This is a genomic window from Lysobacter sp. CA196, from assembly GCF_052078695.1.
Classification (GTDB): domain Bacteria; phylum Pseudomonadota; class Gammaproteobacteria; order Xanthomonadales; family Xanthomonadaceae; genus Lysobacter.
Genome location: NZ_JBQJIN010000020.1, coordinates 42053 through 56517 on the forward strand (window position 1 = coordinate 42053; position 14465 = coordinate 56517).

Below are 14465 nucleotides of genomic sequence, written 5' to 3' on the forward strand. Positions count from 1 at the left end.
TCTGGCTTCGGTGTTTGAACCGCTTCAAACCGTGCCCTCACCCCAACCCCTCTCCCGCCAAGCGGGAGAGGGGCTTGATTCATGCCGTAGCCGTCAGCCGCTGCGGCGCCTGTTGGGTACGTCGAATACGATTGGCGACATCGAGCCAGGCCAGGGCGCTGGCTTCGATGATGTCGGTGCTGGTACCCGAGCCGGTCATCTCGACGCCGTCGATGCGCGCGGTGACGCTGGCCTGGCCCTGGGCGTCGTCGCCGGTGGTCACGCTCGACACGTTGTAGCTGTCGATGCGCAAGGCTATGCCGGTCGCGCGCGCGAGCGCGGCGAACAAGGCGTGCACCGGGCCGTCGCCGATCGCCGCTTCGCTGACCGCGGCGCCGTCGGGATCGAGCAGCTGGACGCTCGCGGTCGGCAGGCTGCCGTCGGCGACGCCGGTGCTGACATGCGCGCGCACCAGGCGATGGCCGCGGCCGGCCTTGGCGTCGGCGCCGAGCACCAGCGATTCCAGGTCGGCGTCGAACACTTCGCGCTTCTTCTCGGCCAGGGCCTTGAAGCCGGCGAACACCGCGTTCAAGCGCGCCTCGTCCAGGGTGAAACCCAGGGTCTGCAGGCGGTCGCTCAACGCGGCGCGGCCGCTGTGGCGGCCCATCACCATCTGCGACTGCGCCCAGCCCACGTCTTCCGGATGCATGATCTCGTAGGTGCCGCGATGCTTGAGCATGCCGTGTTGGTGGATGCCGGACTCGTGGGCGAAGGCGTTCTGGCCGACGATGGCCTTGTTGCGCTGTACCACCATGCCGGTGATGCGCGACAGCAGGCGCGAGGTCGGCACCAGCCGGCGCGTGTCGATGCGGGTGCCGACGTTGTAGTAGGCGTTGCGCACGCGCAGCGCCATCACCAGTTCTTCCAGCGCGCAGTTGCCGGCGCGCTCGCCGATGCCGTTGATGGTGCACTCGACCTGGCGCGCGCCGCCTTCGATCGCGGCCAGGCTATTGGCCACGGCCAGGCCCAGGTCGTTATGGCAGTGGGCGCTGAAGATAGCGCGGTCGGCGTCGCGCACGTGGGTGCGCAGGTATTCGAACAGGCTGCGGATCTCGCTCGGCGTGGTGTAGCCGACGGTGTCGGGGATATTCAGGGTGCGTGCGCCGGCGGCGACCGCGGCGCTGCAGATCTCCGCCAGGTAATCGTGTTCGGTGCGCAGCGCGTCTTCGGCCGAGAATTCGACGTCGTCGACGTATCGACGCGCCTGCTCGACCGCGGCGATCGCGCGTTCGATCACCTGCTCCTTGTCCAGGTTGAGCTTGTGCTGGCGATGCAGCGGGCTGGTCGAGATGAAGACGTGGATGCGCGGCTTGGCCGCGCCTTCGAGCGCGCGCGCGCAGGCTTCGATGTCGCCGGAATGGCAGCGCGCCAGGGTGGCGAGGGTGGAGCCGCGCACTTCGCGCACGATCGCGCGGGTGCCTTCGAGATCGGCCTCGGAGCTGGCCGGGAAGCCGGCTTCGATGACGTCGACGCCGAGTTCGGACAGGGCGTGGGCGAAACGGAGCTTCTGCGAGGCGGTCATGCTGCAACCGGGCGATTGCTCGCCGTCGCGCAGGCTGGTGTCGAAAATGGTGACGTGTTGAGGCGCGTCGGTGATCGCGTCGGTAATCGGTACTACCGGTCCTGGCGAGTCGTTCATGCGGGGACTTCCTCTGTTGCAGCCGGATTTCGGTTGGAATGCGGGCGGGTGGAATACGGGGCGTCGGTGGCGGGGGGGGGAGTCGGGGCCGCTCGGGCCCCGGCTAAGTCGCAGCGCGGGAGGAAGATTGGCCAGCGTATAAATGTCCGCCTCGATGGTTGCGGTCTCGCGACCGAGCGCTTCGCGGGTGCGCCGGCGCGGACGCCGGGGCGCGCGCGGGCGCACTTCCGAGAGCAGGCGCGCGAGTACGCCGGCATCGAGGTTGCCGCCGGAGACGACCGCGCATTTGCGCTTGCCGACGATGCGGCGGCCGGCGGCCAGGGCCAGCGCGCCGGCGCCTTCGGCGATGATGTGTTCTTCCAGGGCCAGGCGGACCAGGGTCTCGCGCAGCTCGGCTTCGCGGACGATGACGATGTCGTCGAGCATGCTGCTGAGCACGCGTTCGGTCAGGCGGCCCGGGTCCTTGACCCGCACGCCGTCGGCCAGGGTCGCGACCGGCTCGATCAGGCGGCGGTCGCCCTTGAGCGCGCGCGCCATCGAATCGACGCCCTCGACCTGGGCACCGATCACGCGGATGCGGCGCGCCGCAGGGGTGCGCGCCAGCAACTCGGATTTCAGCGCCAGCACCACGCCGGCGGCCAGGCCGCCGCCGCCGATCGGCACCATCACCACGTCGGGTGCGAACGCAGCCAGTTCCAGGCCGACCGTGCCCTGGCCGGCGATTACGTCGGGGTCGTCGAAAGCCGACAGCAGGCGGTAATCGTGTTGGTCGGCCAATTCGATCGCGAACGCCTTGGCCTCGTCGTAGGTCTCGCCGTGCAGGCGCACGGTGGCGCCCCAGTGGGCGACGCCGGCGATCTTGGTCTGCGGCGCGCAGCGCGGCATCACCGTGATGACGTTGATGCCCAGGCGATAAGCCGCCCAGGCCAGGCCTTGCGCATGGTTGCCGGCGGAGGCGGCGATCACGGTGCGGTGATCGCCGCGTTCGCGCGCGGCCAGCAGGGCGTTCAGGGCGCCGCGCACCTTGTAGGAACCGGTGCGCTGCAGGTTCTCCAGCTTCAGCCAGCAGCCGAAACGTTCGGCGTGGTGCAGCGGAGTGGGTTCCAGATAACGCCGCAGCCGTGCCTGCGCCGCCAACAGATCGGCGGCGCTGACTTGGGCCAGGCTGGCTACGTCGCAGTCCACGGCGTCAGACCGGAGTCAGCCACGAGGTGTAGCGCGATTCCTCGCCCCGCACCACGCGTGCATACAGGGCGGCGAGCTCGCGCGTGACCGGGTTGTCGCCGAACTCGCGGCGGTCCAGCACGGCGATCGCGGTCGCTTCGGCGGCCGTGCCGCAGACGAAGACTTCGTCGGCGTCGAGCAGTTCGTGCAGGGTCACTTCGCGCGACTGCGCGCCCGACAGTTCGATCATGGTGTCGCGGGTGATGCCGGGCAGGGCGTCGCGATGGTCGACCGAGGTGATGACGCCGTTCTTGACCATGAACACGTTGGCGCCGGTGCATTCGACGACATAGCCCTTGTCGTCGGTGAACAGCGCCTCGTCGAAACCGCGCTGCTTGGCTTCGCGCTTGGCCAGGATCGAATTAACGTAGGCGCCGCTCAGCTTCAGTGGCGGCAACGACGTGGCCGGGTTGCGCTTCCACGGCGACACGGTCAGACGCGTGCGCGCACCGCCCAGGTGCACGACCTTGGCCAGGGTCGCGATCATCAGGTGTTGGGTCAGCGGATCGACGTCGAGGCCGATGGTGCCGGTGCCCATCCAGGTCAGCGGACGGATGTAGGCGTCGCGATGGCCGTTGGCGCGCAGGGTCGCCAAGGTCGCCTCGCTCGCGCGTTCGACGTCGAAGTCGATGCCGAACATCTGCGCGCCCTTGCGCATGCGCTCCATGTGCTCGGGCAGGCGGAACACGGCCGCGCCGCCGTCGGCGGTGGCGTAGCTGCGGATGCCCTCGAACACCGCGGTGCCGTAGTGCATGGCATGGGTGGTCAGCGGCGCTTCCGGCGTATCGCCGGCGATGAAGTTGCCGTCGAACCAAATGAGTGGTTGCTGCGAAGAAGTCGGGACTTCACTGCGAGCATGGGACTCAGAACGATCAGAGGTGATCGAACGATCGTCTTCAGCGCTGGGGACTTCGCTCCGAGCGCGGGACTCAGAACCACGAGACGCGGTCGAATCATCGACTTCAGCACGCGACGTTTCACTACGAGCCGGCGCATAGGCCCGCTCGCGCATCGTCGAGGCGGCCTGCGCGGGCGATTGCGCCTCGGCTTGCGCCGGGCGCTCCAGGATTTCGGCATTCAGGTGCATGGGGAAACCTCGACAGCAAGACAGTCGTACAGCTTGGCGAGTTGGCTCTGCAGGGCGGAGTCGGCGCGGTCGCCCTCCACCGTCATGCGCAGGTGCCAACGATCGCCGTCGGGTTGCGCTTCGCCGTCCACCGACAGGGGACGGAAGCCGCGACGTTCGGCGGCGCCCAATACGCGAGCCAGCGCGCCTTCGGCCTGGCGCAGGGTCAGTTCAAGCTGGTATCGCATGGGCGTCCTCCTTCTCGGCGGTGGTGGGGGGCGTCAGGCCGACGATCGCGTCGGCGTCGTCGGCCTCGGGGTCGAGCATCTGGGCGTTGTTGTGGTTCGGCGGCACCAGCGGCCAGACGTTGGCGGCCTGGTCGATGGCGACGTGCAGCAGCACCGGGCCCGGGGTGTCGAGCATGTAGGCCAGCGCTTCCTCGACCGAGTCGGCGCGGTCGACGTACATGGCCTTGATGCCGAACGCGGTGGCCAGGGCGCAGAAGTCCGGGTTGTCGGACAGGTCGATCTCGGAATAGCGGCGTTCGAAGAACAGTTCCTGCCACTGGCGGACCATGCCCAGGGCCTGGTTGTCGAGCAGCACGATCTTGACCGGCAGGCGATAGCGCGCGGCAGTCGCCAGCTCCTGCACGTTCATCAGGAACGAGCCGTCGCCGCTGACGCAGATGACCTGCGGCTCCGGCTCGCCGTCGCGGCGCAGCGCCAGTTGTGCGCCGATCGCCGCGGGCAGGCCGAAGCCCATCGCGCCGAGGGCGCCGCTGGTCAGGTGCTTGCGCGGGTCGTCGAAGCGCCAGTGCTGGGCGACCCACATCTGGTGCTGGCCGACGTCGCAGCTGACCACCGCTTCCGGCGCCAGCTCCGACAGACGCTTCAGCAGCGAGGGTGCGTACACGCTTTCGCCGGGTGCGTCGTAGCGCGGCGTGCAGTCGCGCTTGCGCTGCAGGCAGGTGTCGCGCCAGCTGCGGCGTGCGTTGCCGTTGCGGCCGCGCAGTTGCGCGGTGCACGGCGGGGTCAGCGCGTCCAGCGCACGGCGCAGGTCGCCGTTGACCGCGGCGTCGGCGTGACGCAGCTTGCCGATCTCGCAGGCGTCCAGGTCCATGTGCACCACGCGCGCGTTCGGCGCGAACTCGGCCAGCTTGCCGGTGGCGCGGTCGTCGAAGCGCGCGCCGACCACGATCAACAGGTCGCATTCCTGCACCGACATATTGGCCGCGCGGTTGCCGTGCATGCCCAGCATGCCCAGGTTCAAGGCATGCGCGGCCGGCAGGGCGCCCAGGCCCTTGAGGGTCAACACCGCCGGAATCTGGCAGCCGTCGACGAAGGCGCGGAAGGACTCGACCGCATCGCCCAGGGCGATGCCGCCGCCGCCATAGATCAGCGGCTTTTGCGCATGCGCGATCAGCGCCGCGGCTTCGTGATAGGCCGCATCCGGTGCGCTCGGCACCGGATCGGTCGGCAGCGGCACATGCGCGGCCAGGTGGGTCGCGTCGGCGTTTTGCACGTCCTTGGGCAGGTCGATCAAGACCGGGCCCGGACGGCCCGAACGCGCCAGCCGGAAGGCCTCGGCGACCATGCCCGGCAAGTCGTCGACCCGGCGCACGATGAAGCTGTGCTTGACGATCGGCATGGTCATGCCGAACACGTCCAGTTCCTGGAACGCGTCGGTGCCCATCAGCGAGGTCGCGACCTGGCCGGTGATGGCGACCATCGGCACCGAGTCCAGCATCGCGTCGGCGATGCCGGTGACCAGGTTGGACGCGCCCGGACCGGACGTGGCTACGCATACACCGACTCGCCCGCTGGCACGGGCATAGCCGTTGGCCGCGAAAGCCGCGCCTTGCTCGTGACGGACCAGCACATGCTTGAGGTCCGACCCGTGCAGGGCATCGTAGAAAGGCATGATCGTGCCGCCCGGATAACCGAACAGCGTGTCCACGCCTTCTGCGGCCAGTGCTTGCACCAGCCAGCGGGCACCGTTCATCAGGCAGCCTCTTCCTGTCGTTCGCCGCGGGGCGCGGCGGGTGCGGCGGTCTGCGCTTTGGGCGCGGTGTCCAGCCACTTCATGTTGGCGCGCAGCTTCTTGCCGACCGCTTCGATCGGGTGGTCGAGGTCGCCCTGCTTGAGCTTCTTGTAGTTGGCGTTGCCCGAGGCGTACTCGGCGATCCACTGGCGGGCGAAGGTGCCGTCCTGGATTTCGGTCAGCACCTTGCGCATCTGCGCCTTGGTGTTGTCGTCGACGACATAAGTGCCGCGGGTCAGCGCGCCGTACTGCGCGGTCTCGCTGATGAACTCGTGCATGCGGGTCACGCCGCCTTCGTAGAACAGGTCGACGATCAACTTCAGCTCGTGCAGGCACTCGTAGTAGGCGACTTCAGGCTGATAGCCGGCCTCGACCAGGGTTTCCCAGCCGGCCTGGACCAGCTTGGTCGCGCCGCCGCACAGCACCGCCTGCTCACCGAACAGATCGGTCTCGGTTTCTTCCTTGAAGGTGGTCTTGATCGCGTTCTGGCGTGCGCCGCCGATGCCGCCGCAGTAGGTCAGGGCGAACTCTTCGGCGCGACCGCTGGTGTCCTGGTGCACGGCGTACACGCTCGGCACACCGCGGCCGATTTCGTATTCGCGGCGGACCAGCGCGCCCGGGCCCTTCGGCGCGACCAGCACCACGTCGAGGTCGGCGCGCGGCGCGATCTGGCCGTAATGCACGTTGAAGCCGTGCGCGAACAGCAGGCAGGCGCCCTGGGCGATGTTGGGTTCGATCACGTCGCGGTAGAGCTGCGCCTGGACCATGTCCGGGGTCAGCACGGCGACGATCTCGGCGCCGGCGACGGCTTCGGCCGGCGACTTGACGGTGAAGCCGTCGGCCTTGGCCTTGATCTCGGTCGGGCCGCCCGGGCGCAGGCCTACGGTGACGTCGAAGCCGGAGTCGCGCAGGTTCAGCGCATGGGCGCGGCCCTGGCTGCCGTAGCCGACGATGGCGATCTTGGGGCGGGAGGCGGTGCTGGTGGTCATGACGGTCTCGTAAGGAGGAGTGAGCGGAGAGGAGTGAGCGATGGAGCGGGTCAGGCGGATCAGGCTGGTTGGGGCAGCGGGGTGTCGATCAGTGCCGCGTCGATCTTTTTCGGGGTCGGCGATTGCAGCGGGCCGGGCGCGGTGACCGCACCCTGCGAAGCCGAACCGACCAGGCGCGCGTACTTGGCCAACACGCCGGTGGTCACGCGCGGCTCGATGCGTGCCGGCTCGCGCGCGGCCAGGTCGGCGGCGACGTCGAGGCGGCGGGTGGTGACGTCGATGCTGACCACGTCGCCTTCGCGCAGACGCGCGATCGGGCCGCCGTGCGCGGCTTCCGGCGAGATGTGGCCGACCATGAAACCGTGGGTGGCGCCGCTGAAACGGCCGTCGGTGATCAAGGCGACGTCGTTGCTCAGCCCTTGGCCGACCAGAGCCGCGGTGACCGCCAGCATTTCGCGCATGCCGGGGCCGCCGGCCGGGCCCTCGAAGCGGATCACCACGATGTCGCCGGCATTGATCCGGCGCGCCTGCACCGCGGCGAATGCGGCTTCCTCGGAATCGAACACCCGCGCCGGGCCTGCGAAATGTTCGCGGCCGTGACCGGCCAGCTTGAGGATGCAGCCCTCGGGCGCGAGGTTGCCGTACAGGATCGAATAGCCGCCGCGCGGCTTCAGCGGGTTGGAGATCGGACGCACCACGTCCTGCGTGTCGGCCATCCGAGCCTCGGCCAGCTCCTGGAAAAAGGAACGGCCGGTGACCGTCGGAATATCCTCGATCAAACCGGCCGCCTTGAGTTCGCGAGCCACCAGTGCCGCACCACCGAACTCGAACATCTCCGCGGCGGTGTAACGGCCGCCCGGTTTCAGGTCGGCGATGACCGGCGTATGCGCGGCGGCTTCGAACTCTTCCAGGTCGAAAGCGACGCCGGCTTCGTGGGCGATCGCCAACAGGTGCAGCGCGGCATTGGTGGAACCGGCGGTGGCCGAGACCGCGCGCGCTGCGTTGCGCAACGCATGGGGAGAGAGAAGCGCGCGCGGTCTCGGCCCGCCATTGCGCAACTGTTGCATGACCATTTCGCCGCAGGCGCGCGCGGCCTCGGGCTTGTCGGCGTGGATCGCCGGGATGTCGTTGAGGCCCAGCGGCGACAGGCCCAGGAAGGTCAGCACCATCGCCATGGTGTTGGCAGTGAACTGGCCGCCGCAGGCGCCGGCGCCGGGGCAGGCATGCGATTCGATGCGATGCAGCTCGGCGTCGTCGATGCGCCCGGCCGAATGCGCGCCGACCGCCTCGAACACGTCCTGCACGGTCAGCGGCTTGTCGTCCTGGCCGGCCTTCGACGGACAGTGGCCCGGCATGATCGTGCCGCCGTAGAGGATCACGGTCGGGATATCCAGGCGCGCCGCGGCCATCGCCGCGGCCGGGATGGTCTTGTCGCAACCGACCAGCAGCACCATCGCGTCGAGGCAATGGCCGGACACCGCCAGTTCGATCGAATCGGCGATGGTTTCGCGCGAGGCCAGCGAGGCGCGCATGCCGTCGGTGCCCATTGCGATGCCGTCGGTGACGGCGATGGTGTTGAACTCGATCGGCGTGCCGCCGCCGTCGTGCACGCCGCGGCGCACGTGCTGGGCCAGGTCGCGCAGGGTGATGTTGCACGGCGAAACGTCGGACCAGGTGTGGACGACGGCGACCAGCGGTCTGGCGATGGCCGCGTCGTCGAGACCGGTCGCACGCAACATCGCGCGTGCGGGGGCTCGGGCCGGGCCTTGCTTGATGGCGTTGCTTCTCACGAACGGGTGTTCCTAAAGTCGTTGGCGACAGGAACCCAGGGCCTTAAAACGAAAAACCCCGCGCCTTTCGGGCGCGGGGTCTAGGTTCTTTCGACCTGGGTTGTGTGGTTTTGCTACACGAACCCGACTCCCGCGCTTGTAAGCGAGGTAATAAGTACGAGGACGAGAATAAGCGTGGCGATGGCCGGCCCGAGTCGGAGCGCAACGCGCGCGGCGTCGTTCGAGGCCTGCTGGGCCTGGACCGAAGTCGTCTGCGAGTGGTTGTTGCGCTGCGTCATGTCAGCGAGAAGAACATGCCCGTTCTGGGCTTGTCAATAGTTTCTTGGAAAACAATCGCAGGCCGCGTAGGCGGTCACACCTCGCTTGGCGCAGCCAATGTGCTTTGCCCTTCTATTGTCGTTGCCCATGCAGTTCCCCCCTTTGGAAAAGGGGGGCAGGGGGGATTTGCTCTGGCTTTTATCTCTTCGCGAAAGCAAATCCCCCCACGCGTCGGCGCGTTCAGACTTCATGTCTGCGCCGGGCGTGGCCCCCTTTGCCAAAGGCGGCGCATGGACCGCGTGCGTTTGCTGGAAACCGTTTCAGGCGCTACCCGCCAACAAACGCTCGCGCAACGCCGTGTAGTCGGCAGCCAGCGGCTCGGCGCTCGCCGGTCGCGCCAAGGACTCAGCTAGGGCCGGCGGCGGTTCCACCGCATGACCGACCAACGGCTCGACGATGCTGTCGAACTTCGCCGGATGCGCGGTCGCGACCACCGCCCAGGGGCGCTCGTCGCCTTGCGCACGCAGGGTCTCGAGCAGGTGCAGGCCGGTCGCGGTGTGCGGGCAGGGCACGATGCCGTGGCGCTGCGGCGCGTCGCGGATGGTCTCGGTGATGGTGGCGTCGTCGACGCCGATCGCGCGCACGGTGGCGCGCAGTTCGGCATCGTCGCGGTGCCAGTGGCGCAGGCGCTCGAAGTTGCTCGGTGCGCCGACGTCCATCGCGTTGGCGAGGGTGGCGCGGGTCGGCTGGGCCAGGTAATCGGCGCCGGCGAAGTAGCGCGGCAAGGTGTCGTTGGCGTTGGTCGCCAGCACGATTTCGCCGATCGGCAGGCCCATGCGCTTGGCGACGAAGGCGGCGCAGGCGTTGCCGAGGTTGCCGGTCGGGACGATGAAGTTGAGCGGCTCGCCGCGCTCGGCGTAATGGCGCGCGGCGGCATGCGCGTAGTAGGCCGCCTGCGGCAACAAACGGCCCAGGCTGATGCTGTTGGCCGAACTCAGCGGCCGTTGCGCACGCAGGGCCTCATCCGACAAGGCTTGCTTGGCCAGGCGCTGGCAGGCATCGAAATCGCCGTCGACGCGCAGGGCGCGGACGTTGTCGCCCCAACAGCCCAGGCCGTGCGCCTGACGCGGCGAGACGCGGCCGTCGGGATACAGGATCACCACTTCGAAGCCGGGGCGGCGATGAAACGCGGCCGCGACCGCGGCGCCGGTGTCGCCCGAGGTCGCGACCAGGATCGTGGTCGACGGCGCGTCGGCTTCGCGCAAGCCGGCGAGGGCTTCGGCGAGGAAACGCGCGGCGTAGTCCTTGAACGCGGCGGTCGGGCCATGGAACAACTCGAGCAGCCAATCGTCGGGCCGCGACAACGGGCGCAATGGCGCGTCGAAGGAGAAGGCGTGCTCGCAGATCTCGGCAAGACCTTCGCGCAGGCGCGAGTGTTCGAAATACGGTGCCAGGACGGTGTGCGCCGTGTCGGCAAGGCGTTCGGCGTTGAGCGGTTGCGACAAGGGCGGGATGCGTTCGGGCACGTACAGCCCGCCGTCGGGCGCGAGACCGGCGACGAGCGCCTGGTCGATCGCGGTCGGCGGGGTGTTGCCGCGGGTGCTGAGGAAGTTCATGCGATGTCCGGAAGTGATGGTGTTGCGCTTGTTGCGGGTAGAGCAAATCCCCCTCGATCCCCCTTTGTTAAAGGGGGAAGACAAGCACGTCGAATAGGTGGAAGCCGGAAGTAGGTGAGAGCCGGAAGTCGGAAGCCGAAAGCCGAGAGCTCTTGCCGTTGCTGTTCCCCCCTTTGGAAAAGGGGGGCAGGGGGGATTTGCTCTTGCTCTGCCGTATTCCTACCCGATCACCTCCGCACGCGGTCCTGCCACCGGCGTGACATAGGCGCGCGAATCGTAGCCGGCATCGGCGAAGGCCTGCTGCATCGCCGGCGCCGCCGCAGCGGCTTCGGCGCGCGAGGCGAACCAGGCGAAGCAACTCGGGCCGGCGCCGGAGATGCTCGCGCCGAGCGCGGCATGATCCAGTGCCGCCGTCTTGACCGCGGCGAAGCCGGGGATCAACGGGGCGCGACGCGGTTCAACCAACAGGTCGACCAGGCCTTCGCGCAACAAGCTCGCATCGCCGCGCTGCAATCCGGTCAGGAACAAGGCCAGGTGCGCGCTCTGCTTCACCACCAGCGGCAAGTCATACGGGTCGGCGAGCACGGCGCGGGCGCGCCGCGTCTCCAGCACCTGGTCGGGATGCACCACGACCGCATGCAGCCACTCCGGCACCGACAGCGGAATCATCCGGGTCGAGGTCGCCATGACCACGCCGCCGAGCAGCATCGGTGCGACGTTGTCGCCGTGGCGGCTGCCGCTCGACACCGACTCGCCGTCGAGGGCGAATTCGTACAAGGCATCGCGCGACAGCGGTTGCGCCAGCACCGCATTGGCCGCGACCAGTGCGGCGACGCAGGACGCCGCCGAGCCGCCCAGTCCGGAACCGAGCGGAATGCCCTTGTCGAGTTCGAGTTCGAAGCCATGTTCGAGGCCGAGTTTTTCGCGCAGCGCGATCAAGGCCTGTCCGGCGGTATTGCGCGCGGCTTCCAACGGCAGCGAATCGGCGCCGGGCACGTCGCCGCGGATCGCGCGGATGCGTACTTCGGGCGCCTCGATGCGACGCACCGTGGCGACGTCGCGCGGCCCTTCGATCGAATGCCCGAGCAGATCGAAACCCACGCCGATGTTGCCGACGCTGGCCGGCGCGAACGCGCTGGCCTGGCACCGTTCCGCGGCGGCGCCGGAGCCGGACGAAGCGGACGAGGATCGGTACGAAAAAGCGGCGCTCATGCACGGGCTCCAAGGGTTTGCGCGATCGTCAGCAGGTCGCCGAAGACGCCGGCGGCGGTGACGTCCGGGCCCGCGCCGGGGCCCTGCACCACCAGCGGATTATCGGCGTAACGGCGGGTGCGGAACTGGATCAGATTGTCGGTGAGCGCGCCGTGCAAGGCGGCGTGGCCCGGCGGCGGCGAGACCACGCCGACGCTGGCGCGACCCTCGCGATCGAGGCGGGCGAGGTAGCGCAGGCTCAGGCCGGCGGCGCGCGCGGCGTCGAAGCGTTGCTGCAAGGGCGCATCGAGTTCGTGCAGGCGCTCGAAGAATTCTTCCTTCGATACACTGCGCAGCGCTTCCGGCACCAGGCTCTCGACCTCGATCTGGTCCAGCGACAAGGCGCGGCCGGCTTCGCGAGCCAGGATCACCAGCTTGCGGGCGACGTCGGTGCCGGACAGGTCGTCGCGCGGGTCGGGTTCGGTATAGCCCAGCGCATGCGCTTCGCGCACCAGTTCGGAAAACGCGGTCTGGCCGTCGTAACGGTTGAACAACCAGGCCAGCGTGCCCGAGAGAATGCCTTCGACCTCGGTCAGTTCGTCGCCGGTGTCGAGCAGCGAGCGCAGGGTCTGGATCACCGGCAGGCCGGCGCCGACCGTGGCTTCGTAACGGAACTGGCCGCCGCTGCGTTCGGCCTCGCGGATCGCTTCGTAGCGCGCCAACGGGCCGGAACCGGCGTGCTTGCTCGGGGTGACGATGTGGATGCCGGCGGCGATCCATTGCGGATAGAACGCCGCGACCGCATCGCTGCCGCTGCAGTCGACGATCAGCGCATGCGGGATGTGCTCGGCGCGCACGTGGGCGGCGAAGCGTTCCAGATCCAGGGTTTCCACGCCGTCGGCGGTCAGCGCTTCGTGGGCATCGTCGAAGGCCATCGCGCGCGGCGCCAACTGCATGCGGCGGCTGTCGGCGATCGCGCGCAGGCGCAGGTCGACCTTGTTGTGGCGGCTGTCGCGCTGGAAACGCGATTGCGCTTCGTGCAGTTGCGCGAGCAGGGCGCGGCCGACCTTGCCGGGGCCGATCAACCCGATCGAGAGGCAATGCGGCGACAGCCAGAACGCCGAATGCGCCGCGCGCAGGGCGCGGGTGGCGTCGCGCGCAGCGATGGCGACCGAGATGTTGCGCTCGCCGGCGCCCTGGGCGATCGCGCGCAGGTTGATGCGCGCCTTGGCCAGGCCGTCGAACAATTGCGCGGCGACGCCGGGCGTGCCGACCATGCCGTCGCCGACCGCGGCGAGCACGCAGATGTCCGGGGTGACGGTGACTTCCTGGGCCTGGCCGTCGGCCATGGCATCGGCGAACGCGGCGACGATGGCGTCGCGGCCGCGCGCGGCCTGGTCGGCGCGCACCACGCAACAGATCGAATGCTCGGACGAGCCTTGCGAAATCATCGTCACCGACACGCCGGCGCTGCGCAGCGCGCCGAACAGGCGCTCGGCGGTACCGGGCACGCCGACCATGCCGTTGCCGATCAATTCGAGCACCGCCAGGTCGTGGACCAGGCTCAGGCCTTTGACCGGCGCCGCATCGGGTTCCGACACCAGGCTGATCAGGGTGCCGGGCGCCTGCGGGTTGCGGGTATTGCGGATGCGCAGCGGGATGCCGCGTTGCTGCACCGGCGCGAGGGTCTGCGGATGCAGGACTTTCGCGCCGAAGTAGGCGAGCTCGCAGGCTTCGGCGTACGACATGGTCGGTAGACACACCGCATCGGGCACCAGGCGCGGGTCGGCCGACAGCACGCCGTCGACGTCGGTCCAGATCGTCAATGCATCGGCATCGAACAGGTTGGCGAAGATCGCCGCGGAGTAGTCGCTGCCGTTGCGTCCGAGGGTGGTGTCGCGGCCCTGTCCGTCGCGGGCGACGAAGCCGGTGACGACGATATCGCCGTCGGCATGTTGCTTGCGCCAGTCGGCGAGGCGCGCACGGCTCAGCGCCCAATCCACGCCGACGCCCATCTCGCCCGGATGCACCACCAGCACCTCGCGTGCGTCGAGCCGCGTCCAGCCCGCGGCGTCGCCGCCGAGCGCGGCGTGCATGAGGTGCGAGGACAGCACCTCGCCGAGGCCGGGCAGGGCCTCGCCGTGGGCGGGGTCGGCTGCGTGCGCCAGCGATTCGAGCGCCGCGCGCAGGGTTTCCAGCTCGGCTTCGATCGCGGCCTTGGCGCCGTGTTGGTGCTGGCTGTCGAGGGCGTCGGCGGTGTCTAGGTGGCGCTGGCGCAACTGCGACCAGGCCGGAGCCCAGTCCCGGCCGGCGCGTGCGCTGGCGACCAGGGCGACCAGGGCGTCGGTAATGCCTTGCATCGCCGAGACCACGACCACGCGTTGCGGCGCGCCATCGTCGAGCAGGGCGGCGGCGGTGCGGTAGCGGCCGGCGTCGGCCAGGCTGCTGCCGCCGAATTTGTGGGCATGGCGTGCGGGCGCGCGGGCCGGCGCATAGGCCGAGCCCTGCGCTGGCGGCGAGAAGGCTTGCGCCGGTTTGGACGCTTCGGCGTCGGACCCAGCCGCTTCGGGCTGGTCGTCTAGAGCGGGCTGAGGCTGAGCGGACGACATGGGA

The 14465-nt window shown here is 69.1% G+C and carries 9 protein-coding genes and 1 pseudogene; all 10 read right to left on the reverse strand.

Going from position 1 to position 14465, the window contains the following annotated elements; translation table 11 throughout:
• Window positions 1-79 precede the first annotated feature (79 nt).
• Entirely contained in the window at window positions 80-1648 is a 1569-nt protein-coding gene (locus ACTOWK_RS16720; protein ID WP_441331276.1) for a 2-isopropylmalate synthase, read from the reverse strand.
• A 102-nt stretch (window positions 1649-1750) separates the two neighbouring features.
• A pseudogene (locus tag ACTOWK_RS16725) lies at window positions 1751-2863 on the reverse strand (threonine dehydratase); the annotation flags it as partial.
• Between the two features lie 4 nt (window positions 2864-2867).
• Window positions 2868-3656: an aminotransferase class IV gene (locus tag ACTOWK_RS16730; protein ID WP_441331242.1), complete on the reverse strand. Its 789-nt coding sequence runs from the start codon at window positions 3654-3656 to the stop codon at window positions 2868-2870.
• A gap of 323 nt (window positions 3657-3979) precedes the next feature.
• On the reverse strand, window positions 3980-4216 hold the full coding sequence (locus ACTOWK_RS16735; protein WP_031370333.1) for an ACT domain-containing protein: 237 nt from the start codon (window positions 4214-4216) through the stop codon (window positions 3980-3982).
• Entirely contained in the window at window positions 4200-5969 is a 1770-nt protein-coding gene (gene ilvG, locus ACTOWK_RS16740) for an acetolactate synthase 2 catalytic subunit (protein ID WP_441331243.1), read from the reverse strand. Before ilvG ends, ACTOWK_RS16735 begins: the two co-directional genes overlap by 17 nt.
• Window positions 5969-6997 carry a ketol-acid reductoisomerase gene (ilvC, locus tag ACTOWK_RS16745; RefSeq protein WP_057919117.1) on the reverse strand — a complete coding sequence of 343 codons (1029 nt, stop codon included), beginning with the start codon at window positions 6995-6997 and terminating at the stop codon, window positions 5969-5971. The genes ilvG and ilvC overlap by 1 nt, the downstream gene beginning before the upstream one ends.
• 59 nt (window positions 6998-7056) lie before the next feature.
• Window positions 7057-8787: a dihydroxy-acid dehydratase gene (ilvD, locus tag ACTOWK_RS16750; RefSeq protein ID WP_441331244.1), complete on the reverse strand. Its 1731-nt coding sequence runs from the start codon at window positions 8785-8787 to the stop codon at window positions 7057-7059.
• Window positions 8788-9365: 578 nt separating this feature from the next.
• On the reverse strand, window positions 9366-10661 hold the full coding sequence (gene thrC / locus ACTOWK_RS16755; protein ID WP_441331245.1) for a threonine synthase: 1296 nt from the start codon (window positions 10659-10661) through the stop codon (window positions 9366-9368).
• 219 nt (window positions 10662-10880) lie between these two features.
• Window positions 10881-11873 carry a homoserine kinase gene (locus ACTOWK_RS16760; RefSeq protein WP_441331246.1) on the reverse strand — a complete coding sequence of 331 codons (993 nt, stop codon included), beginning with the start codon at window positions 11871-11873 and terminating at the stop codon, window positions 10881-10883.
• Window positions 11870-14461, reverse strand: coding sequence for a bifunctional aspartate kinase/homoserine dehydrogenase I (thrA, locus tag ACTOWK_RS16765; protein ID WP_441331247.1), 2592 nt, complete (start codon window positions 14459-14461; stop codon window positions 11870-11872). Before thrA ends, ACTOWK_RS16760 begins: the two co-directional genes overlap by 4 nt.
• Window positions 14462-14465 lie beyond the last annotated feature (4 nt).

Coding starts and splice junctions, on each gene's coding strand:
- ACTOWK_RS16730 (WP_441331242.1), bottom strand. CDS start 3,656: ATGCACTACGGCACCGCGGTGTTCGAGGGCATCCGCAGCTACGCCACC.
- ACTOWK_RS16735 (WP_031370333.1), bottom strand. CDS start 4,216: ATGCGATACCAGCTTGAACTGACCCTGCGCCAGGCCGAAGGCGCGCTG.
- ilvG (WP_441331243.1), bottom strand. CDS start 5,969: ATGAACGGTGCCCGCTGGCTGGTGCAAGCACTGGCCGCAGAAGGCGTG.
- ilvC (WP_057919117.1), bottom strand. CDS start 6,997: ATGACCACCAGCACCGCCTCCCGCCCCAAGATCGCCATCGTCGGCTAC.
- thrC (WP_441331245.1), bottom strand. CDS start 10,661: ATGAACTTCCTCAGCACCCGCGGCAACACCCCGCCGACCGCGATCGAC.
- ACTOWK_RS16760 (WP_441331246.1), bottom strand. CDS start 11,873: ATGAGCGCCGCTTTTTCGTACCGATCCTCGTCCGCTTCGTCCGGCTCC.
- thrA (WP_441331247.1), bottom strand. CDS start 14,461: ATGTCGTCCGCTCAGCCTCAGCCCGCTCTAGACGACCAGCCCGAAGCG.